The following is a 21162-nucleotide window of genomic DNA, read 5'->3' on the forward strand; positions in this document are numbered from 1 at the left end:
AGTAAAGTTTATAAATTATATAATTGAAAATTCATAAACATTTGTAAATATCCAACATGATTTTAGTTGTGTTTTAATAGAAGCGTCAGCTCAGTTCTGTTTGATCCACAGAAGGTTAGTCAGCGGGCCTTACAAGATCTATTAAGATCCACGATCCATCTTCTTCCCTGCATGAAATATACGGACTGTTGTAAATGTATTTTGTTTGTTTGCAAATTAACTCCGGTGAGCGTGCTCTATGGCGCGTAGCGACGTAGAGGGCGTGATTTCCGGAGCGTTAGAATCTGAAGCTTTGCTTCAGTTCTTACGTTTGCAATTTACAGGAGTCAACTTGCCCGGTGGCTTGCCGTAGGGTGCGTGCTAAAGGGTTTTATATGCAGTTTAAGGTGTAGTGGAGCTATGAAATAGCGACATCCTTATTGCAGTAAAATCGTGAAATTGAGTTATGCACGTTATTTACAGGGTATTTTTAATAAGTTTTTAATGATCTTTTTAAGATCTTTTTTAAACCTTTTTAGAAGTGCTCAAAACCCGCATCAATAAAGGCTCTCAGATGGGTCACTGTGACAAACTGCCCTGAAGCTGTGACAATTTGCCCTCAGGCTGTGACAATTTGCCCTTAAATCCTATTTTTTCCGTGACAATTTGCCCTTAAATCTGTGACAAATTGCCCTCACAAAAATGAGTTACGCACAGCTTAATTGACAGGGGTATATTATGTGTGACAAGATTAAAACATGTCACAACTGTTGAGTTTAGCTAATGGACGCTATTGAAAAAAACACTAAACGGGGTTCTACGCCGGAACCGCCGAAATTTCCGGCATGTTATTCTTTAGTGCTCTTTAGGAACCTCAATAACGCCATCAGCAATCCCCTGCGCCAGTCGCTCCATCCATTTTGCAAAGCGCAAATATCCGGGATATTGCAGACAGATGTAGTCCATCTGGACTTTTGATGTGCTGTCCATCACCAGTTTAAACGCGTTCATATAGTCATAGCAGCCCTGTAATAGCAGAGCATCACCGTGCTCTGTCAGAGGAAACCGACAGGCATAGTCGTGGACTATTTTTGCCAACTGGTGTTGTTCTGCAGTTAAATTAATCATCTTTTCTGTCCTGAAAATATCATGCTTTTGTGAGGAGTAAAATGTAATGATTGATATCACAGAATTTCCGCGCCATCCGGTTTACCGTGTTTCATTCACGCTGAATTTGAGTCAGTCGTTCCTTTGCATGAGAGGCGTCTTCATCAGAAACTATCCCAACCGGATAACCCTGAATATCATAGCGGGGCGCTCCCGTAATCAATACCGCCAGGTATTGTGGTGTTCGGGTATAAGTTTTTAGCGCCCGCCGAATTTTTTTATCAAAGAAAATAAGATCACGCGCCTTTCTGTCAGCCCGTAAATCATCGCGTATCCCGACTTTCAACGGTTTTACAGACGTTTCAGAAAACAGGGCCGGCCACCAGGTGGTTAACAATGTTATTGCGTCTTCGTGACTCATTAACTTGGCGGGTTTTCTTTTTAATGTCAGTGTTTTTCGGGGTTCAGTCATAGGAGAGTCCGGGTAGCATTAAAATCATCGCCAGCGTAACAAACCGTGAGCGCCCTGTACATTTTATCATGCTGCGTTAGCAGCATAGAAGCGGTGCAACGGACGTGTTTAAAGGATCCGGTGTTCATCCGCGAGACCAGCCGGATCTGAAAGGATCGTCGATCCCCCCTCCATCCTGCTGGAAAAAGCGATGTAAAGGGTTATCTGATGTGGTGATTGTTCACTTTGTAAAACGCAGTGAGTAGCGGAGCGGTCGCGGCTGGAAGCGGCGAACTGTACTGCGCGCTGGCGCTTTAGCGCCTGGGGTGAACATTCTGTTGTTGATTGCCCGGTGCTTGTCACCGGGTGGTATATAAAACAGCGCAGCGATAGCAAGCGCTGAGAGCATTGCTATCTAGCTTTTTTAAAAGCTCGTTTAGTTCAGAAATTAAGAACGAAATTAAGATAAAAATACCGTTATAGCGCGAAGTTAATCGTTGCTAAACTCATCAAGACGAAATTAATGAGATAAAAAATAAACAATCTATCAATATATTCAGCATCGAAGGAAAACCGACTTGTACCTGGCCGTTTAATTGTGGTGCTGAAGAAACCGCAGTACCCGTGGATAGCATCAATATCCACAATATCTTCTAATGCGACAGTGCAATTATCTGTATCGAACCCATCCAGTAACATGGCCAACATTATACGAGCTTCATTCTTCCTGGATACGGATGCAAATAATGTTTCATATTCCATGTAAGTCATATTAGCCTCCGGTCTTTTTGGTTATGCACACATCCCGTCCTACGTTTACAACCTATGAACCCCACCTACAAGTCAATTGATGTTTCTGCTGATGAATTAGAAATATTCGGTGTTGTTGTCCACGCTATACATACTTTGAGGTAAAGCCATGTACCTTCATGCTGATGTCAATTCAATGTATGCAAGCTGCGAGCAGCTTTTCAGGCCCGACTTAAAGGATAAGCCGGTCGTCGTTCTTAGTAATAATGATGGTGCTGTGGTTGCAATGAACAAAGCAGCAAAATCATTAAATATCAAAAGAGGCGTGCCATATTTTCAAATAGCACCTTTAATTAAGCGTTACAATGTCACTTATTTTAGTTCTAATTATGCACTCTATGGTGATATGAGTGCGCGAGTGATGAGCGTACTGGAAAGCTTATCTCCTCAAACAGATATCTATAGTATTGATGAAGCATTTTTACACATTAAAGGTATAAATCGCTGTGAAGATTATGATGTATTTGCACATCGAGTCCGAAAACGGTAAAGCAGTTTACAGGACTTACGTGCGGGATTGGCTTGGCACAAACGTATACGTTAGCTAAATTGGCCAACTACGCTGCAAAGAAATGGCCTGCAACATCTGGTGTTGTCGTTCTTACCGATCGCATCCGTCAACGAAAGCTTATGTCTCTTGTGCCGGTAGAAGATATATGGGGAATTGGCAGGCAAATAAGCGTAAAACTTAAATCACTGGGGATCATAAATGCCCTGCAACTTGCTAACGCCAATATTCAGCTATCTGCACTAAAATGGACCGCATGGGGCGCAATACTGCTGATATGATCCATATAGTAGATGCTTGCTATAAGAAGGGTATTGCCATTCGGTTTCTTGAGAACGGCCTTAGCACTGAAGGAACGATGGGTAAAATGGTTATTCAGATACTTGCTGCAGTAGCCGAAGCAGAGTGTGAAAGAATTTTGGAGCGCACAAACGAAGGAAGTGTGGCCGCTATGGCATCCGGTGTAAAATTTGGCAGAAAGCTCCATTCAGGTACGTCTTCCGCTTTAGTTCTAATAGAACAGGGCGAACAACGAAAAAATGTCATAGCTAAGACTGGTATTTCAAGAGCGACATATTTCAGATTAAAAAGAAAACAATTGAAACCAGAAACATAAACAACAAATCAGCAAATTGCATAACTCAAAAACATGTACGCAGTACACTTAAAACTTGAAAGGTGTACTGTGTACACGTATAATGTAAACTAAATAAAATAATGCCAGGGAGTACTATGTTTACTTTTATTGAACTATCTGGGTTCAGTAAGCGGCGACCAGAACTTATGCCTGATGATGAGTTTAGAGAATTTCAGGAGATGTTAATTAACGAACCTGAAGCAGGCGACGTCATAGTTGGTACCGGAGGATTTAGAAAAATCCGATGGGGGAGGCCAGGTAAAGGGAAAAGCAGTGGTGTCCGGGTTATTTATTTCAATATAACGCCAAAGGGCCGAATTTATTTAGCAACCATTTACCCTAAAAATGAACAGGATAACTTAACTTCTGAGCAAAAAAAGCTACTTAAGAAAGTGTCTGGTAGTTTGAAATAAACCTTATGGACATGACGTCCGCACGATAGGAATCGGTGAGGTGATATGAGAGATGAATTATTTGCAGATCTGCTGGCAAGTGCAGAAGAGATGGTAAAAATAGAGACGGGGGAACTTACACCTGACCCTAAACATGTCCATACCTTTAATGAAATTGATGTAAAGACCATAAGAGAATCTACCGGTCTTAAACAACAAGATTTTGCTGAAGCAGTTGGTGTTAGCTACGATTTAGTAAAAAGCTGGGAAACACACCGTAGACATCCAACAGGTGCACAGAGAAAACTATTATTGCTATTAGCAACAGAGCCGAAGGTCATCAAAACATTAAAGTTACTTGAAGCTCCAGTTAAACACTTAAAAGCTATGTAATCCTAAAGCCACTAACAGAGTGGCTTTTTATTTACAATAAACTTAAGAGTAGACTTGTAACCCATTACAGAGAGGACACATTGAAAAAGCCATCGCAAACATACGATATGATAAATCTTGGTAGCGACTATAAAGCGGCTGCAATTATGCAATGTGATAGGGAAAAATATGAGTCTCCGAATATCTGGCTTTATGTGGGGGCAGTTTGGATATCGAAAATTATTGTACGTTAAGCTCATTTTTTAAGCATAACAATGTTGCACAGAAGCTTAAACGTACACACCGCTATGCAACGTAGGTCTTGATCAATCGCTTAATGAAACAATGCCTTCAAGAATTTCTATAAGCTCAATTTTGTCACTATTGCCATCTCTATAAGTAGAGCATTTTATGATTTTTTCGGCAGTCATTAAGGGCCAGAACTTGTCCAGTACGTCGTTAGGTTTCGTGCTGGTTGCCTTTCCTATGATTTTTTTAGCGTCATATGTATCAGTGAAAACAACCTGAATCCGTCTTTTCCTGAAATAATGTAATGTCCGGTGAAACATTAAGTTATATATAGAATGCAACTTATCTTTATGAGCAAGGCTTGTAATTTACTTATTGGTTTATTAAAAAAACAAATAAAACCCTATAGATGTCTGATTGCAAATTGCTCAATGCTATGGGGGCTGTTGTTGGCGGCGCCGTTGGTGCCGTTGTATTATAATAGAGACTAAATCATTATAGGGGCTTCATCCTGACTCAAAAGACCCTTGCCAGTTATGCCGGATGATAAAAGCCCGCAATAATTCTAGCGGGCTTTTCTGTTTTTTTATTCCCGGTATATTTCTATTGTTCACAAACCGCAGCTAAAGTAAGCCTTGCTGGTCTTGCAATTGGGGTTCGGCTCTTTTTTGGGCACTGTTGCAAAGATATCGTGGAGGAGCGGCTTCTGGTTTGCCGATTGATCTTAAATGTCAAATATCCGATCTACCAGGCGCATTTCACCTAAGGGATGACCAAAGTAGAAGCGTGAAGCCTGCCCCTTACGTAATGCCCGCATAACTTCAATACCCTTTATTGTGGTGTATGCAGTCTTCATCGATTTAAATCCCAGCGCGGCGTTGATTATCCGTTTCAGTTTACCGTAGTCGCATTCAATAACGTTATTCCGGTATTTAATCTGCCGGTGTTCCACATCAGGTGGACACTTGCCCTCCCGTTTCAGCAAAGCCAGCGCACGACCATAAGTTGGGACGCTGTAGGTATTGATGATACGGGGGAGCTGCCAACGCTTCACTCTGTTTAACATCTTCCCCAGAAACCGGTAGGCCGCTTTGCTGTTACGCTGTGGGGAAAGATAAAAATCAATGGTATGTCCTTTACTGTCGACAGCCCGGTACAGGTAAGCCCACCGACCGTTAACTTCTATGTCCGTTTCGTCGAGATGTCAAGTATTGAAACCAGAGGGGTTACGCCAGTACCATCTCAGTCGTCTTTCAATTTCCGGGACATAACGCTGTACCCAGCGATAAAGGTGGTGTGATCAATATTTACTCCGCGTTCAGCCAGCATTTCCTGCAGTTCACGATAGCTGATACCATATTTGCAGTACCAGCGTACCGCCCACAGAATAATATCGCAGTTGAAATGTCGGCCTTTGAATACGTTCATGTGCATCACTGTTGGTGGAAACATTGGGGAAGACTACCAGTAACCCGATCTTTGCAACAGTGTCCTTTACAACCTCACTCGACAGTAATCATATTTCCCCCCTTTGACCACCTCGGCAGCATCTCTCAAAATACATTTGTATGCAGCACCACTAACCATCTCACGTCTCATTTCAAGATAGGAGGCTATGCTGTCTTGACTAACAATAATGTTCTGCTCAACTAAATGCATCACAGCTCCCCCTATTTCATAGGCAATTAACCCAACTCTTTCTTCGCTTAAGTTCATAACGCCTCCATCCAGATAGTGATTCTCATCACAGTATAGAACACCCATGCGAATTTCGTGATCGATAATCAAAATATTTTCGAGCTAAATTCTTTTGAAAATCACAAAGTTAATTATTTAATAAACTGATCACATCGAAAGCAACCCTCCATGAAGAGGTGAACGATGGAGAAGGAGAAAGCGGCACCAATCACTATCGAGATTGATATCAGTGCCATTCAGGAGAAAATTGACATTCTCACCAATGAATTACTTGAGTTTGGTGTTACGGCTTTTGATGGAAGTTCTGAGAGCTTCACGGATGCGATTCTTAACGATATTTCTGCCATGTGCAATAACATCATCCTTAGTGACCTCTCGCCCGCAGTTGTTACAAACGGCACCATGCAGATTATCCAGAGAACCGATTTTGGCATCGAATTTGAACGTCTGATTACCACAATCCGGACAGCTAAATTGAACCTTGCTCATAAATAAATCCTTCTTGGTTGAGTGTATCGAACACTCACGAATGGGTCTGGAAGCCGTCATACTACCTCTATATGAAGCCCCAGTGACTCGACTGTTTCAATTAAATCATTAATCGGGTATATTTACTAAGGATCCCAAGGATGGGGGCATTCAAGACTAATACAATAACCACATTTCTTTCCTTCCCCTCTTCACGAGGGGATTTTTTTATGGGCAAATGTAAATTCACCTTGTTATTCACTGAACACCAACTCCCCTTAGATCGCATGTTATTTACATGTGCATATTCTAATAAATACCTTGCTTTATACTTATTAGACGCCTCTTCCTGGTTTTTTTGTTTGATATAGATTAAAAGCCGTTGTGAAAGAGGCTCTCGTCATTTCTTGGGCTGCAATTTCTTCGCCCATGCCTTTGCTTCTATTCAGGCAATCGTCAAACAACTTCCTTCTCCGGCTAGTCGACCCTCACGGTAATACTTCCTTGCCATTTCTGTGGCTCTATGGGCAATAATTTGTGATGTTTCAGCGATTTTATCGGGTATGCCATAATCGCAATATATATGTTTGAATTACTAATTTCGTACTGAACTTCATATTCTCCGACCAATATCTTTCGAATTTCTCTTGGCTTGAATTGAAGTTCCCTGTTCCCTAAAAATGGTCTCATTATTCCTATTGGGAGCCAGTGTTTTCAGCTGCTGTTTCCTGAATTTATTGAAGATGCATCTAATGATGCCAACCCATTAACTTTATTCATTGCAAGAAAATATGCAGACATAGAATAAACAAACTTCCTGCGTGGATAAGGAAATTTCTGCTGCTTTTATCAGCGAAATGGATAATACATAGTTCTCCAATCGTAATGAATTATCTGCCTGATGTGAATTGGTTTTCCGACGATAGTGTTCAGAAGGTGAGCAAAGATTGTCCTTTACGACAGCAATGACTGTATTTTAAATCGGAGTCATTGGTTCATAGGGAGGTTCTGCTTACTGTTGGCTGAGACATATTTCAAGTACTACAACAGGGATGGTTGTAGGCATCGACGAATTGTATCCAAAGTTAAATTGGTCTCTCCTGAAGTCGCCCCAAGTATTCGCTTTTGCTGTATGTGAATAACATTTATTAGGTGTATTACAGACCAACTTGATTGAGTGTTTTGAATTTTCATCTAAAAAAACATTAATTAACAGAATTAATGTTTGTGTTATAGTAGGTAATGAAGATATTCGTTTCACTTGAGCACACCTTCCACGTGTGTGAGTTTTTTATTGATAAATTATCAACTTAGGTAATAATTATCACGAATATCAACGAGGGTTCTTATACTTTTCATTCCCCCAGAGAGTGATGTAACCAGCCTCAAGTAAAGCATGTGGCATGTGTAACAGGATTGGTTATTTCAAATTAAATAACGTATTACCAACATAGAGTTTGTTATGAAATTCAATAAATATCTTTTAGCAACCGTTGTGGCAACGGCTTTAAGTAGTGCAGCTGTTCAGGCGGCTGATGGAACTATTACTTTTAACGGTACCGTGACGGATTCAGCCTGTACCACGATTACATCTGTTACTGCGGATACCGTAGAGCCAATTTCAGCTACGCTGACCTTGCCGCCAGTTACCACTACCACGCTGAACGCTGCGACAGGTACTTATGCTGGGCAGACTCCGTTCTCTATCCAGTTAACCGGATGTGAATCAACAGCGGCATTGGGCAACGTTCGTGCACTCTTCACCACCGCCAACTCCCCGGCGAGTGATGCGCATGCGATGGCGAATACGGCTCCTCCGGCTATGGCGGCAAAGAACGTTGGTGTTGCCATTATGCAGCAAAACGGCGTGATCCAAATTGACCTGAACGGCGGCGCGGCAACGGATCTGGGCGCAGCACTGCCTGTTTCACCGCTAGAGCAGAATATGGTGCTGCATTATAAGGCGGCCTATAAATCACTGGGTGGCACGGTGACAGCCGGTGACGTGACGGGAGTGGCTGACTTCGTTATTTCCTATTTCTAATTACGAAATAGCCCAAGTCAGATATTAAAAAACCCCCACGACAGTGATTGTCGTGGGGGGTATGAAATGACTTAACGGACTGAGAGAAAGTCAAAATGATAAAGTTATCTAAGCGAATGACCATAAATAAACAATGTACTTTATCGGTTATTGCAGCATCGATTTTACTGTCATTTTCTTCTGGCGTGTGGGCAGAAGAAAATGACAGTGAATTTGAAAGTGCGTTTTTGCGAAAAGACAAGAATGGCGCTTCGCCAGACATCTTTCTCTACAAAAATGCCATTGCACCCGGAATGAAACGGGTGGAAGTGGTGGTCAATGACCGGATCACCGATGTGTATGAAGTGAATTTTGTTCCTCAGTCACAGGGTAGGCAGGTTGTGCCCTGTCTGAATCGTCGGTTGTTGAATGACGCCGGAGTTAAAACCGAACTGTATGACAACTGGCGGACGTCACTAAAAAATAAAGAAGCTCCTTCAGAAGCATCAGCCGTTTGTGATGATTTAGAACAGCGTATTCCGGCAGCCAGAGTTTTTTATGATGATGCACATCAGCAACTGCGTCTGACCTTGCCGCAGGAAGCGGTGAATAGTCAACGCTTTCAGATGATTTCACCTAAAGAATGGGATGACGGTACACCAACGTTACGTACTGCTTATAACGGCTATTTTTATCATTCCCGACAGAAGAACAGCGGCAGTGATGGCGGGCGGAATATTAACAACAGCGCTTTCGTTAGTCTCAATAGTACCGCCAGTTTTGGTGCCTGGCGGGTCTATAGCTTTGATACCTTTAACAAGAATCCGGATCGGGGCTGGCAGAGTAACCATGATCGGTTGTATGCCGAGAGAAATATTGTTTCGCTGAGTTCCAAAATATCTGCAGGGGATATTTATACCTACACTCCCAGCAATATCATGGGGGTTATTCCACTGCGGGGTTTTACTCTGGGTACTAATGAACGCATGTTGCTGGAGTCGCAATTTACTTATGCGCCGGTTATTCGGGGAACAGCCCGCACTAACGCCCGTTTGATTGTACGCCAGCGCGGCAACATCATCTACAGCAGTACGTTGACACCAGGTCCGTTTGCCATTGACGACATGTACTCCGGGCAGATAGGCACCGACCTCGACGTGATGGTGGAAGAAACCGACGGTACTGAGCAAAAGTTCACCGTCCCCTACACCTCGCTCCCCAATATGATACGCCCCGGCGCGATGCGCTATAGCCTGTCGGTCGGGGAATATAGAAACAACAACCAGTCCGAGACGCCCATCATGGGGGCGCTCAGCCTGGAACGGGGGTTTGAGGCCTTTACCCTGAACGCCGCAGGACTGGGGGCGGACGACTATCAGTCCGTGGCTGCAGGCGTCGCCTGGAACGTCGGCAACGTAGGTGCCTTCTCGCTAGACGTTGCTCAGGCGCGCTATACCTATGATGAGGTCTCGAACCTGTACGACAAGGAAACCAAGAACGGCACCGCGGTGCGTCTACTGTACGCCAAGCAGTTCGACAACACTGACACCGGCCTGCGCATTCTCGGCTACCAGTACCGTTCGGAGCACTTTCTCTCTTTCTCGGAGTTCAATAGCCGCAACCACCACCGCAAGGACGGCTACGACAATGAGTATGAGGATGGCGACAGCCTGTGGAACAAGCGTCGCCGCAGCCGCCTAGAGGTCAACGTCAACCAGGGCATGCAGGAGTACGGCAGCCTCTATCTGACGCTGAGCCAAGACCGCTACTACGGCACGTCGGAAAAGACCATTTCAGCCTCCGCCGGCTACGGCTTTATGGCCGGGCCCGCCAGCGTCAGTTTGGCGTACACCTATAACAAAAACGGTAAGGGTGACAACGATAACTCCCTTAACCTCGGAGTCAGCATTCCGCTGCGCTGGGGCGAGCGTGACCGAAACTACAACTCGGTTAACTACAACCTGACGCGCAATAAAGATAACCGTTACAGCCAGTCCGTCGGCCTCTCGGGCAGCAGTCAGAACAGTCCGCTGTCCTACAGCCTGAATGTGCAGAAAGACTACAAGGACAAGTTCAGCGAGTCGGCGTCATTAGGCTACAACTCCAACTTGGTCACCCTGAACGGCTCCGTTAGCCACAGCAATTATTCGGACCAGTTCTCGGCGGGCATGTCGGGCGGACTGGTGCTGTACAAGGGGGGAGCGATTCTGGCTCCAAGGATGGGTGACACTATCGCGATTATCGAAACTCCGGGAGCGTCCAACATCGGCGTGTCGGGCAGTACCAACAAGACCGACTACTTTGGCCGGGCCATCGTCAACTACCTGAGTCCTTACCGCTACAACACCGTCGGGTTGGACACCACTGATGCGCCGACGGTCGAGCTTAAAGAGTCGAGCCGCAAGGTTGTGCCGACCGAGGGGGCCGCCGTGCTGTTGCGCTTCTCCACCCGGGTTGGGCGCAGGGCGATGGTGATTATCCAGGAACCGCACTCGGTACCGGTGGGCGCTATTGTCACCGCTGAGGGGCAGGACGAGGAGGTGGGCATTGTCGGCAACGGCGGGTTGGCCTACCTGACAGGAATGGATGCGCGCCGCGACGAGACGCTGACCGTCTCTTGGGGCAAAGACATGCAGTGTAAATTCACGCTGCCGAAGCTGCCCGAGGGCGATACCGAGTCCCAGTGGCATACCAAGATACCGGTGGACTGCCTCTAGTCGGTGGAACACCCGATGAATACGTAAATAAAGGAAGTGAAACCATGTTTTTGATGACCCTGAAGAAAATGAAGCGTACCACGCTTATAGCCTCTGCTCTGGGTGCGCTGCTGCTGTCGGCCCAGACCTATGGTGCGGTTCGTCCACAGCTGACCCGCATAGTGGCCTACGCTGAGGACAAGGAAACGCCGATTGAGGTGATTAACGAAAGTCAGGAAACCTACCTTATTCAGTCGTGGTTGGAGGATATCAAAGGCAACGAGAACAACCTGCCGCTGGTGCTGACGCCGCCGGTGATGAAAATCGGCGGCAAGCAGGAGGGTAAACTGCGCTTGGTGGTGCTGCCAGCGGAAATTCCGCAGGACAGGGAATCGGTGTACTGGTTGTCGATTCAGGAAATCCCGCCGAAGGCCAAAGACGGCGGTGAGAACAAGCTGGTGCTGGCTATCCGCAGCCGGCTGAAGGTATTTGTGCGCCCGAAGGGGCTGGACAAAACCCAGGCTGCGGACGCGGTGAAATCGTTGAGCTGGACCGTGGAGCGTGAAGGTGGCGAAGTGTGGCTGAGGGCCACCAACCCCACGCCGTACCACGTGAGCTTCGGCAGGCTGGAGCTGAAAGCGGACGGCACAAAAGGTATCACGCTGGACGACAAGACAGAGATGCCGGCGCCGATGAGTAGCCAGCGCTACGTGGTGCCTAAAAACCTGAAGGGCAAGTCGGCGACGCTGACCTACAGCGCTGTGAACGACTACGGAGGGGAGACTGAAGTATTGAGTACGGTGATAATATTATGAATAATATAATAAAAAGAATTATTGCACTTACTTTTGTATTGGGAATGAAGTGGGGATACGCGGCGGAACTCTACCCTAACAATCAACCGATATGGAATAATGGGGCGCCAGCAGCTAACTGTAGTTTTACTTACCCAACGTTACAACCCCTGTCTCAGCAGAAAAATTTAATTGTAGAAAATTCCCTCCCACTTGGAAGTGTAATTTATTCGTGGAGTTACGGTGATTTTGCGCCAGATTTTTACTCTGTATGTAACGGAGTCACTGAATACACTACGATATCTTCGGAAACTCATCCTGAATTAAGAATTATAGATAGGCTTGACTTCAATAACTTAGATAACAACTTATTGGCAGGTCAATGGCTTTGGGGAACGAACAATCCTGGTATAGCATTAAAACTTTATATTATATTGACGGCTCGGGGAGACCAAAGTACAGGCTATACATATGAGAAATACAGTCGTTCTACGTATGTATCTAATGCATTTGATTCAATTCCGTTAGGGCAAGAAATTGCTATAGTGCCATCCTTTAGTTCAACGAATGTAATTGACGGAACAATGAGTTCAATACGATCTGATAACACGTCCAAGATTGTCGGAAGTGCTCATTCTTTTAGATATTCTGTCCGAGCTGAACTTATTAAAATTGGTGAAATCCAAACTGGAAGCCCTTTATCCTTATCCTCTTCAATAACAATGATTCATGCTTTTTTTATGCAGAATAAAGCGGACAGCTCACCGGAAACAAATATCGGACCTACAATCATATCTCCGGAGACCATCTTTGGTGGTGGCGGAATTACTTTTGTTAAGCCGAGTTGTCGGCTTCGGGGGGCAACTGACTATCTAGTTGAACTGGGAGAATGGAGTAATACCACGAACCTCCCCACATATGGTGATGTAGAGCTCATAGATATAAATATAGAGTGTAATGGGTCAGTTGGTAATGTTGAATTTGGCTTTCAAGATGTCGGTGCTTTCCCTCTTACCAACCGAAATATCAGTGTTTACGATAGTGCAGGGGGGCAACTAATCGAAGGGATGGAAGTTGAAATGTCCTACGGTGGTACACGCTTAAATGTTCACAAAATGAATGAGAGTGTTACGACCTACAAAACCAATACTGGCGCTCATGGGAGTATAAAAACTGATGCCTCAGACTTAGGTTTTAATAGCCAAAGTCAGGCTCAGTTTGGCGTTCGTTTTATTCAACGCGCGCCAATTACTCGTGGCGGAAGCGCATATACCGGTCCGGTTACTGGACAGGTTAATATGTTTGTTACTTATTATTAATGTAAGCATACAGCGAAACTTGCAACTACCGACAAATACATTAGTGATGGATATCTTTCAGCTCGTCCTTGGTAAGACCAGTTATTTATGTCACCGTCATATAACCGGATTGTACCGCTATCTTGGCGTAAAAGCGTTTACTGATAAAATTCAGTAGAACTGTGCTACACAACACACCTACTATCAATGGCTACGCGCACCGATAGTAGGCATTATCCAAGCCATTTGTGTTATGGCTTGGAAGTCGACAGACATACCTACAGTATTGCTGTTATCTACGGTTAATCGCTTCATCTGGCAGGAAGGGGGGGGAGTAGCTATCAATACGATCGCAGGGGCACGCAGTTTGACTATTCAGTTATCCATATATCCACATTCATTTTAGCCAGTGAACCGACTGTCGGTGACTGCGCATGCTTGCGCAGAAAATGACTGTCGATATATGAGTATGTGGGTAGCCGGAGAGGGAAGTTATTTGACGATTGCCTGAATGAAGCAAAGGCATGGGCGAAGAAATTGCAGCCCAAGAAATGACGAGAGCCTCTTTCACAACAGCTTTTATACAGCAGATAAAAAAAGCCCCTCGCGAAGAAGGGGAAGGAAAGGAAAGAAATGAAACATATATGATTTTACGTTCTGCTTTGATTATGTCATGAAGCGATTAAATATTCATCTATTACTGAATGGTTGCCGAGCGTCAACTACCCCTATATGTAACTTACTATGTGACTTGGCAAAAATATCATTGAATCCGTAGAGGTAGCAATGAATTGTATCTCTATAGCGCTGGAAATATATAATCAATTAATTAGGTAAAAAAAAGCCCCTGGGTAAGGGGCTACAAGCCAATAGGATTTACTCATACAATCCAAAGTTTTTACATTCTCTTCCAATGAGTTTTATCACAGTACAAGCAACATACTTCAATGTGCCTGCGGTAATAACCGTACGGAATTACCCAGACATGTCAATAAGGCATATACTTATTTATGGGGATTAAGTCTCAAATATGTGAACTAGGTCGTTTGCATATGAACGCCGTTAAGCGGTCAATTTGAATAGCCAGCCAGTTTACATCGCAGATTGCCATTTTTAGCCACCTTTTTTACGATAGCCAAATTAACTATACTCATTTGGGTTACCGTAAATGAAAATTGCTCGCATCTATGGCTGGGAGTTCAACTCGCCAAAGTCGCAGGCAAGTATGCGGGCAGAAAGGCCTATCTCGTAACCCACTAACCTGGTGTTTATGGTGATGTAATATTTCAGCCAGAAAAGAGAGTGCGGATAAATGATGAAATAGAAGGTAATCAACTACCATACTGGGTAATACTAATGTATCAGCGTGGATCTTTTGGTGAAGTTGTTTGTAGAGAAGCATATGCCCACGCTCTGTATAGCACATCTTATCCTGTTCCGGTCGATAGTGAGTTAGAAAGGGAAACCATTCGCTCAATAACCAAGACCGCAAAATGGCTCAAGGAAAAGGAATACGCACTCTCTATTAATAAACCTCTTTTTGATATAGATGTTATGGTGGATCAAGAAAAAAGTTTCGTTCTTCCTGATTTTCTTTTAACGGTTAACATACCAGGACAACTCGACGTTAAGAGTTTTGTTATTGAGACAATTGGATATGTTGATGATGCGTATGCAGAACGTAAAGCCTCTCAACATATCGGCATGCAGACATTAGGGTTACTATTAACAGATCCACCAAGATGGCCTGGAGAAGCACATTGAGAGGATGCTTTCACAAAATATTTGTATAAGAATTTGATTAATATAGTAGTTTAGTAGTTATAAAAAATATCTGATATTACACCACTCCAACTTCCATCTTAAAAGTTAAGGACAATATTATGTCTTGGAAAAATAAAATTGGTAGTTGTTTTGGAAGTGCTGACATGATTTATGCTATACATCCTTCGGATATTAAGTCAGCAAATGAATTAGTAAAAACAGCAATGGAGGAAGGGGTAGGTTTTAATGAATTTTGCACCGCTATGGAAAACTGAATGCTTTCCAAAGGATGCTCTTCTAAACATATTTCCACACAAATGATTAAAATAAACAAAATGACTACTATTAGTCGCTTCAATCAATAGAAGCTGATTGGGGGACTAAAAGCAGAACCTATTGGCTATCGTAAACAATATAGTGTAGTTATAGGCACATTAGTTGTATTAGTATCGTCCAAGCAAAGCATGTCTGTGCTCTTTTAAGTGATATGTATATGCGGATCTTGTGTATGATGAAGTACTGCTAACACTTCAATGCCAACCGAAACTTCCCGATAATAAATTACATGACTCTCAACAGGAAAACTCAATATTCCAGTGAAAAGATCATCACTCCTGTTACGACCTGGGGATGGATGACGAGCTAGAATATCTGTAATTGTTACGCGAAGAGAAGTAGCGTATGCCTCAGCAACATTCTTTCCCCATCGACGAATAGAGTAGGCTTTGATTGAACGTATATGTTCTTTAGCTTTCTTAGTAAAGCGAACGCTCATTCTTACGCCTTATCTTCAAGTTCTTCAGCTGTTAGTGGTGAAAAAACATCCTCAATGCTATATAGCTCACCACGTTCAGCTTGTGCAAGAGATTCAGCTAAAACAGATTTTAAGTTCTGAAGCTTAAGCTTCTCAAATTGTTCGTATTCTTCAGGTGATATTACGACAGCTACACGTTTACCATATTTGCTAATTTCTACAGGTTCACGCTGTACTTTCATTAGCAGATCACCAAATTGATTTTTTGCTAACTGCGCAGGGATGATTTGCATAAGTCACCTACTGGTTATAATAGTCATTTTGTTTATTATGGCTATTTTAGCTAGTTATCGCAAACTTTTTAATCTCGTAACCGCCAGCAAGAAATCGCAGAAGAGGGGTGCGAATGCTCAGCCAGCGCTAATGAGTCCTTACAGGAAACATTTTTTATATAGGCCGTTTGTTACATGATGTAGGTAATTATTAATTTGTAGCATGACGTATTATGAAATTATCTCATCATATAGAATAATATTACAAATCAATAATTTAACATAATTTAGCAAAAATGCATCCTTATTCCATCTGACGGGCTCACCGCTACTGATGCCTTCCGCTAATAGATCACGTAAAGCCTGAATCTGTGACGCAGCTTGTTTCTCACGCAATAAGCGGAGTGCATCTCGCATCACTTCGCTCTGGGTTCGATAATAGCCTGATTTTACCAGTGAATAATAAATTCACGTAGTTCATCGCCAATATCAACTGTCATTGTACGAGCCATAATAACCTCGATATATTGTAATATTTATTCTTACATTAATATAATCGCATTTAGGGGTTTTACGCCAGAACCCCAGATTTTTCCGTTACCCCAGTTTCAGCCCCGCAACCAGTTCATCCAGATCAATAATTTCATTGCTGCTCTGGAAGGTGTAATGCCCAGGCCACTGGCGATATCCGCGTCAGTTCCTCAAGACCTTTGGCGTTCCCTTCTGCTTCCAGTCGCTCCAGTAGTCGCGACATTATCGCGGAGTTGTAATAAACGATCGCGTTGGAGATCAGCCGCCCGCACTGATTACTGATTTCCGTTTCAAGATCATTTCTCCCAGTTAACTCTTTCTTTCCGCCGACTTTGGATACTGCTGCGCGTAACTGATGATAAGATTCAATCCGGTTCTGGGAGCAACGGATATTGCGTTCCCTGCGTCATTTCCTTCAGCCCCAGCGTGGCGACAATACGATCAAGATTGCTTTTTTCGCGAGTGATAAGAGCCAGGTCAATCTGTCCGACGGGCTGAATTAGACATTTTTTATATGTCGATGGATCTCTGGTGCAGTACAGTTCCTGCAATTGCCTGTTCAGGTCGGTGAAATGAGGTTCAAAGTGCAGGCCAAACCAGTGCAGGATCGCAAAGTTTGCTTTGTTGATGCTGTGCATATCACCGGTGATGGTTGTGGGTTTCACTTCTGAGGTGTTGCTGTACCTGATAGGTGGCCTTGCCTTCATAGTCATTTGTGCCAATCAGATAGCCGTAAATAGGGATGTGGTTACACAGCAGCGTGTAAGCCACCATGCTTTTACTGTCGGCCGCTCAACACCAAACTTCTGCCCGTCAACGGCACCATAAAGCGTTTCTGGGTCAAACGAATAGAGCGGGAAAATCGGCAGTATCTTAATGGCATCGGTGATGTTGTCATTGGCCGTGAGAAGCTAGGCTGGCATAGTACAGCAGGTTTTGCTGAGAAATATTCAGTACCGGTAAAATGTCGCAGGCTTTACGGTGCAGCGGTTCCAGTATGGCCCGTTCAATCAGTTTGTCCAGATCGACAATAGTTGCATCATCAAGCTGTTCCGTCAGAATACATCCCAGCCGTTGCCTTTCATCAGAAAGAACTCGGCTCACCAGTTCCTGAAGCGTAGTGTAACCGGGGCGGATGATTTTATGTTCGTTGAGCCAGATAATCAGCTCAGTGGCGACAAAACCAGGAGTCACATCACGGTGAACAATATGTGATCGTATGGAAACTGGATCGACTCGGCCGTGACCTTCGCCACCTTATTAATACGGTACACGACCCGACCGGGCGAGGGATAGGCCTGAAGGTGTTGGCTCGACCATCGACACCACAACCGTTGCTGGCAAGCTCGTCTTTGGCATCTTTGCCGCGCTGGCCGAGTTTGAGCGTGAATTGATTGCCGAGCGAACAGTTGCAGGCCTAGCCTCAGCGAGAGCCCACAGACGGAAAGGAGGCCGTCCTTTCAAGATGACTCCAACTAAATTACGTCTGGCGATGGCGGCAATGGGACAACCAGAAACCAGGGTTAACGATCTATGCCGGGAACTGAGCATCACTCGACAAACGTTATACCGACATATTTCACCTGAAGGGAAATTGCGCCCAGATGGGGTGAAACTACTGTCACTCACTTAAATCCCCGCCCTGAAGGACGGGGATTTACGCTACACCTGATATAAGTAAACAATCAATGATAGTAATAATGAAAATACAAATATTCTAATGATTAATTTCACACATCAGATAGTGTATAACAGGATAAAATTTAAACTATATAAAGATGTTTATTGGTTATCAAAGTTAATTCATTGCAGAAACCAGCCTTTAAATTATAACTCCTGAGAAGAATTACTTATTATAGAATAAAATTTATCTCCGCCATAATATGAGTTTCTCATCCTTATAAACTCCATAGAATTTTTCACTCCCAATTTATACATAATATTATAACGATGTACACTTACTGTTTTTGTATTAATGTTAATTACTTTCGCCACCTCCTTATTTGACATTCCTTTTATAAGGCATTGAAATATTTCCAGCTCTCTTTTTGTTAAAAGACTAAGTTTACTACTAAATTGATCACCAATGCTATTATTAGGAAAACATTGATAATTACTCATAACTAACTCAGCCACTAATGTAATTTCATGAAGGCTATTTAATTTATTTAATATCCCATCAACTGTTCTCATATAAAAATCGAAATCAGTAATAAGAGCTTTCTCTATCGCTAACAGAATAATCTTTATATTTTTTCCTATAATATCATCCTTACATAGATTAAACATTTCCATGTCTATGATAACTAAATCAACATCATTCTCTTCCATATATAAAATAAAATCAGTAACTGAATGAGAAATATCAACCTTATTAATAACATTAGAATCACCTAATATTTTTTTTAAGGCGAAGCAAACAAATTTATCATCATCAATAACAACTGCATTTATCTTTTTTTGTGATTCCATATTGTCACACCCTTATTTTACAATTAACATAATAAATTATATAAAACATTGCAATCATGATAACGAAGGCTAATTCTAACTTATTATTGCAAGCTAATATATTTAAAATATTATTTTAATGGTATGTTAAGCCAACCTAATAAAGTTGCTGACTCTGACATAACATTAATATTAGATATATAACCTTCAAATTGATTGTTTATCACGGACACTTGATTATTAAAATGATCACTTTCTGTTGTAAGCACATCAACTAATGAACGTTTTCCTAAATAATACCATTGCTCATAGAACATATTTCTTACACGATCTGTTTCCGAAGATAACATTTCATATTCTTTTGCACGTTCAAAAGCAGAATCTCGCAACTGAAACAAACTTCGAATTTTATATTTTAGCTCCAACACTGTGGTTTCAAACTGCATCTGACTTGCTTGAGCTCTTTGTACTGCAGCAAGTTCAGATGCAGTATCTGATCCACCTGAAAATAAATCCCATTCTAAATTAACGCCAGTATACCAAGCCTGCTCATCTCCATTTGTATCTCTAGCAGAGCTTTTTGATACAACCCAATTTATACTTGGGTAAGAGGATGACCTAATAGCATCTACTTTATGTTGACTGGCTTTTATTTCTGCTTTTGCTCGTAAAATTTGAGGATGGCTGTCTAGAGAATTTAAAATATCATTAGAACTCATGATTACGCTATTCCATTCGAAATTTTCAGGTAAACGTATTTCTTTTCCTAAAAGACGAGTCATTTTAATTTGAGTTTCACGCCAACGGCCTTCTAATTGTTGTAAATTAGTTTTTGCTTGTAATAACTTAGACTGAGCTTGCACCAGTTCACTACCTCTGCCTTTATCTGTTTTAGTAATTTGGGATAACATATTAACGAGATCAGACATTCTCTTTTCATATGATTTTGCTACTTTGATATTTTTTTGGAATTTGTTTAACTCCAAAATTGCTTCAATAGTTTGATAAGCAATTTGATTACGGGTTAACTGTATAGTTTGTACAGATGATTTAAATGTCTCTTCAGCACTTTGAATACCACTACTAGTTTTACCAAAATCATAAATTGTAGTGGTCATTAGAATAGAACCGCTCGTATCACTAATATCCGAAGAATTAGTAGTACCATTCCCAAAATTAGAAATTGGTGAGTTAGCTCCAATTTTCACTTGTGGCCAACGCTTTCCTTTGACTTCATCTACATCGTATTTTGCTGCACTAAAAAATGCCTGAGCATTGCGAATTTCAGGACTATATTTCAATGCTTGATATACAGTATTTCTGACAAAGTCTATAGATTTATTTTTAGTATTAAAAATATTGTTATTAGATGTGACAACAATATTTTTTCTACCTTTATTTTCATTAAGAGGTAATATTGATGTATTGTTCACACTACGCTCAGGGCTATCCTTCTTAAATTTTGTATCATCTACTGACTGAACTGTAGATTTTTTATTGATTTGTTGAGACTCTGATTTAATTATCATAGGTATATCGCTAAACACTAATTTATCAAAATCAGAATTGCTCAATATTTTTCTTTTATTATCTTTCAAAGTTGGTTTAATAACTTGAACAGGTGCTTGTTTCATTTTGTTTTTATCTATATATACCGGTATTATAACCTTACTATCTAAAGTATCATTGTCTAAAAAAATCGTTTTATCAGCTTGAATTATTTTTGGTTTTTCTACTTTTAATTTCTGCCGCCCCACTTGTAAAGATGTTGCTCCCACAGTCATAACACGACGTCCTGGTTGTAAATGCTTTAATAATTCATTATCGATTTGTCCCGATATTGCATTACTTTCCATAACCAACAAAATTAATGTTAATAGGATTTTTTGTTTCATTTTCATCATAAAA

Annotated in this window: 21 protein-coding genes and 6 pseudogenes; 13 read left to right on the forward strand and 14 right to left on the reverse strand. The window is 42.3% G+C overall.

What is annotated here, in order from left to right; genetic code table 11:
* Positions 1 to 834: 834 nt before the first annotated feature.
* The 3 genes from I2494_RS18055 to I2494_RS18065 all read right to left on the reverse strand — a co-directional run bounded on the left by I2494_RS18055 (position 835) and on the right by I2494_RS18065 (position 2308).
* Entirely contained in the window at positions 835 to 1107 is a 273-nt protein-coding gene (locus I2494_RS18055) for an arylsulfatase regulator (protein WP_218468463.1), read from the reverse strand.
* 91 nt (positions 1108 to 1198) lie between these two features.
* Positions 1199 to 1558: a ProQ/FINO family protein gene (locus tag I2494_RS18060; protein WP_218468464.1), complete on the reverse strand. Its 360-nt coding sequence runs from the start codon at positions 1556 to 1558 to the stop codon at positions 1199 to 1201.
* Between the two features lie 456 nt (positions 1559 to 2014).
* Positions 2015 to 2308: a hypothetical protein gene (locus I2494_RS18065; protein WP_218468465.1), complete on the reverse strand. Its 294-nt coding sequence runs from the start codon at positions 2306 to 2308 to the stop codon at positions 2015 to 2017.
* A gap of 148 nt (positions 2309 to 2456) precedes the next feature.
* Between I2494_RS18065 and I2494_RS18070 the strand changes: the two genes are divergently transcribed.
* From I2494_RS18070 to nadS, 5 genes and pseudogenes are all read left to right on the forward strand, one after another.
* Positions 2457 to 2837, forward strand: a complete 381-nt coding sequence (locus I2494_RS18070; RefSeq protein WP_228351005.1) for a Y-family DNA polymerase — start codon at positions 2457 to 2459, stop codon at positions 2835 to 2837.
* Positions 2838 to 2869: 32 nt separating this feature from the next.
* Positions 2870 to 3136 (forward strand): hypothetical protein, encoded by a 267-nt coding sequence (locus I2494_RS18075; protein WP_228351006.1) that lies wholly within the window; start codon positions 2870 to 2872, stop codon positions 3134 to 3136.
* Positions 3091 to 3471, forward strand: a pseudogene (locus I2494_RS18080) (recombinase family protein); the annotation flags it as partial. The gene I2494_RS18075 and the pseudogene I2494_RS18080, both read left to right, overlap by 46 nt.
* Positions 3472 to 3587: 116 nt before the next feature.
* Entirely contained in the window at positions 3588 to 3905 is a 318-nt protein-coding gene (locus I2494_RS18085) for a type II toxin-antitoxin system RelE/ParE family toxin (RefSeq protein ID WP_218468466.1), read from the forward strand.
* A gap of 45 nt (positions 3906 to 3950) precedes the next feature.
* Positions 3951 to 4277 carry a NadS family protein gene (nadS, locus tag I2494_RS18090; protein ID WP_218468467.1) on the forward strand — a complete coding sequence of 109 codons (327 nt, stop codon included), beginning with the start codon at positions 3951 to 3953 and terminating at the stop codon, positions 4275 to 4277.
* Between the two features lie 305 nt (positions 4278 to 4582).
* On the opposite strand, the pseudogene I2494_RS18095 reads toward nadS, so the two are convergent.
* The 4 genes and pseudogenes from I2494_RS18095 to I2494_RS20790 all read right to left on the reverse strand — a co-directional run.
* Positions 4583 to 4786, reverse strand: a pseudogene (locus I2494_RS18095) (OLD family endonuclease); the annotation flags it as partial.
* A gap of 443 nt (positions 4787 to 5229) precedes the next feature.
* Positions 5230 to 5933, reverse strand: a pseudogene (locus tag I2494_RS18100) (IS6 family transposase).
* A 66-nt stretch (positions 5934 to 5999) separates the two neighbouring features.
* Complete coding sequence (locus I2494_RS18105; RefSeq protein ID WP_218468468.1) at positions 6000 to 6221, reverse strand: hypothetical protein; 222 nt, start codon at positions 6219 to 6221, stop codon at positions 6000 to 6002.
* Positions 6222 to 6470: 249 nt separating this feature from the next.
* The gene (locus I2494_RS20790) at positions 6471 to 6752 is read right to left on the reverse strand and encodes an ECs_2282 family putative zinc-binding protein (RefSeq protein ID WP_414843175.1); all 282 of its coding nucleotides are present in this window, start codon (positions 6750 to 6752) and stop codon (positions 6471 to 6473) included.
* A 1381-nt stretch (positions 6753 to 8133) separates the two neighbouring features.
* On the opposite strand from I2494_RS20790, the gene I2494_RS18115 reads away from it, so the two are divergent.
* The 7 genes from I2494_RS18115 (at position 8134) to I2494_RS18145 (ending at position 15521) form a co-directional block, all read left to right on the forward strand.
* The gene (locus tag I2494_RS18115; protein WP_228351007.1) at positions 8134 to 8715 is read left to right on the forward strand and encodes a fimbrial protein; all 582 of its coding nucleotides are present in this window, start codon (positions 8134 to 8136) and stop codon (positions 8713 to 8715) included.
* A gap of 95 nt (positions 8716 to 8810) precedes the next feature.
* Positions 8811 to 11411, forward strand: a complete 2601-nt coding sequence (locus I2494_RS18120) for a fimbria/pilus outer membrane usher protein (protein ID WP_218468471.1) — start codon at positions 8811 to 8813, stop codon at positions 11409 to 11411.
* Between the two features lie 44 nt (positions 11412 to 11455).
* On the forward strand, positions 11456 to 12205 hold the full coding sequence (locus tag I2494_RS18125) for a fimbrial biogenesis chaperone (protein WP_228351008.1): 750 nt from the start codon (positions 11456 to 11458) through the stop codon (positions 12203 to 12205).
* The gene (locus tag I2494_RS18130) at positions 12202 to 13503 is read left to right on the forward strand and encodes a hypothetical protein (protein WP_218468472.1); all 1302 of its coding nucleotides are present in this window, start codon (positions 12202 to 12204) and stop codon (positions 13501 to 13503) included. Before I2494_RS18125 ends, I2494_RS18130 begins: the two co-directional genes overlap by 4 nt.
* 503 nt (positions 13504 to 14006) lie before the next feature.
* Positions 14007 to 14159 carry a hypothetical protein gene (locus I2494_RS18135; protein ID WP_218468473.1) on the forward strand — a complete coding sequence of 51 codons (153 nt, stop codon included), beginning with the start codon at positions 14007 to 14009 and terminating at the stop codon, positions 14157 to 14159.
* Positions 14160 to 14838: 679 nt separating this feature from the next.
* Entirely contained in the window at positions 14839 to 15246 is a 408-nt protein-coding gene (locus I2494_RS18140) for a hypothetical protein (protein WP_228351009.1), read from the forward strand.
* Between the two features lie 119 nt (positions 15247 to 15365).
* Positions 15366 to 15521, forward strand: a complete 156-nt coding sequence (locus tag I2494_RS18145) for a hypothetical protein (protein ID WP_218468474.1) — start codon at positions 15366 to 15368, stop codon at positions 15519 to 15521.
* A 203-nt stretch (positions 15522 to 15724) separates the two neighbouring features.
* Here the strand turns inward: I2494_RS18145 and I2494_RS18150 are convergent, their stop codons facing one another.
* From I2494_RS18150 to I2494_RS20730, 5 genes and pseudogenes are all read right to left on the reverse strand, one after another.
* Entirely contained in the window at positions 15725 to 16021 is a 297-nt protein-coding gene (locus I2494_RS18150; protein WP_218468475.1) for a type II toxin-antitoxin system RelE/ParE family toxin, read from the reverse strand.
* Positions 16022 to 16023: 2 nt separating this feature from the next.
* Positions 16024 to 16293, reverse strand: a complete 270-nt coding sequence (locus I2494_RS18155) for a type II toxin-antitoxin system prevent-host-death family antitoxin (RefSeq protein WP_218468476.1) — start codon at positions 16291 to 16293, stop codon at positions 16024 to 16026.
* Between the two features lie 210 nt (positions 16294 to 16503).
* Positions 16504 to 16784 (reverse strand): annotated as a pseudogene (locus I2494_RS18160) (type II toxin-antitoxin system ParD family antitoxin).
* Between the two features lie 85 nt (positions 16785 to 16869).
* Positions 16870 to 17714, reverse strand: a pseudogene (locus tag I2494_RS18165) (Tn3 family transposase); the annotation flags it as partial.
* Positions 17698 to 17997, reverse strand: coding sequence for a hypothetical protein (locus I2494_RS20730; protein ID WP_218468477.1), 300 nt, complete (start codon positions 17995 to 17997; stop codon positions 17698 to 17700). The gene I2494_RS20730 and the pseudogene I2494_RS18165, both read right to left, overlap by 17 nt.
* Positions 17998 to 18014: 17 nt before the next feature.
* Between I2494_RS20730 and I2494_RS18170 the strand changes: the two are divergent.
* Positions 18015 to 18436: pseudogene (locus tag I2494_RS18170) on the forward strand (recombinase family protein); the annotation flags it as partial.
* A 194-nt stretch (positions 18437 to 18630) separates the two neighbouring features.
* Here I2494_RS18170 and I2494_RS20640 read toward each other — a convergent pair.
* Complete coding sequence (locus tag I2494_RS20640; protein ID WP_321206124.1) at positions 18631 to 19275, reverse strand: response regulator transcription factor; 645 nt, start codon at positions 19273 to 19275, stop codon at positions 18631 to 18633.
* A 110-nt stretch (positions 19276 to 19385) separates the two neighbouring features.
* Entirely contained in the window at positions 19386 to 21155 is a 1770-nt protein-coding gene (locus I2494_RS18180; RefSeq protein ID WP_228351010.1) for a TolC family protein, read from the reverse strand.
* Between the last annotated feature and the right edge of the window lie 7 nt (positions 21156 to 21162).

The sequence above is a fragment of the Limnobaculum allomyrinae genome (genome assembly GCF_016649425.1).
Classification (GTDB): domain Bacteria; phylum Pseudomonadota; class Gammaproteobacteria; order Enterobacterales; family Enterobacteriaceae; genus Limnobaculum; species Limnobaculum allomyrinae.

Coding starts and splice junctions, on each gene's coding strand:
- I2494_RS18055 (WP_218468463.1), bottom strand. CDS start 1,107: ATGATTAATTTAACTGCAGAACAACACCAGTTGGCAAAAATAGTCCAC.
- I2494_RS18060 (WP_218468464.1), bottom strand. CDS start 1,558: ATGACTGAACCCCGAAAAACACTGACATTAAAAAGAAAACCCGCCAAG.
- I2494_RS18065 (WP_218468465.1), bottom strand. CDS start 2,308: ATGACTTACATGGAATATGAAACATTATTTGCATCCGTATCCAGGAAG.
- I2494_RS18070 (WP_228351005.1), top strand. CDS start 2,457: ATGTACCTTCATGCTGATGTCAATTCAATGTATGCAAGCTGCGAGCAG.
- I2494_RS18085 (WP_218468466.1), top strand. CDS start 3,588: ATGTTTACTTTTATTGAACTATCTGGGTTCAGTAAGCGGCGACCAGAA.
- nadS (WP_218468467.1), top strand. CDS start 3,951: ATGAGAGATGAATTATTTGCAGATCTGCTGGCAAGTGCAGAAGAGATG.
- I2494_RS18105 (WP_218468468.1), bottom strand. CDS start 6,221: ATGAACTTAAGCGAAGAAAGAGTTGGGTTAATTGCCTATGAAATAGGG.
- I2494_RS20790 (WP_414843175.1), bottom strand. CDS start 6,752: ATGACGGCTTCCAGACCCATTCGTGAGTGTTCGATACACTCAACCAAG.
- I2494_RS18115 (WP_228351007.1), top strand. CDS start 8,134: ATGAAATTCAATAAATATCTTTTAGCAACCGTTGTGGCAACGGCTTTA.
- I2494_RS18120 (WP_218468471.1), top strand. CDS start 8,811: ATGATAAAGTTATCTAAGCGAATGACCATAAATAAACAATGTACTTTA.
- I2494_RS18125 (WP_228351008.1), top strand. CDS start 11,456: ATGTTTTTGATGACCCTGAAGAAAATGAAGCGTACCACGCTTATAGCC.
- I2494_RS18130 (WP_218468472.1), top strand. CDS start 12,202: ATGAATAATATAATAAAAAGAATTATTGCACTTACTTTTGTATTGGGA.
- I2494_RS18135 (WP_218468473.1), top strand. CDS start 14,007: ATGGGCGAAGAAATTGCAGCCCAAGAAATGACGAGAGCCTCTTTCACA.
- I2494_RS18140 (WP_228351009.1), top strand. CDS start 14,839: ATGTATCAGCGTGGATCTTTTGGTGAAGTTGTTTGTAGAGAAGCATAT.
- I2494_RS18145 (WP_218468474.1), top strand. CDS start 15,366: ATGTCTTGGAAAAATAAAATTGGTAGTTGTTTTGGAAGTGCTGACATG.
- I2494_RS18150 (WP_218468475.1), bottom strand. CDS start 16,021: ATGAGCGTTCGCTTTACTAAGAAAGCTAAAGAACATATACGTTCAATC.
- I2494_RS18155 (WP_218468476.1), bottom strand. CDS start 16,293: ATGCAAATCATCCCTGCGCAGTTAGCAAAAAATCAATTTGGTGATCTG.
- I2494_RS20640 (WP_321206124.1), bottom strand. CDS start 19,275: ATGGAATCACAAAAAAAGATAAATGCAGTTGTTATTGATGATGATAAA.
- I2494_RS18180 (WP_228351010.1), bottom strand. CDS start 21,155: ATGAAAATGAAACAAAAAATCCTATTAACATTAATTTTGTTGGTTATG.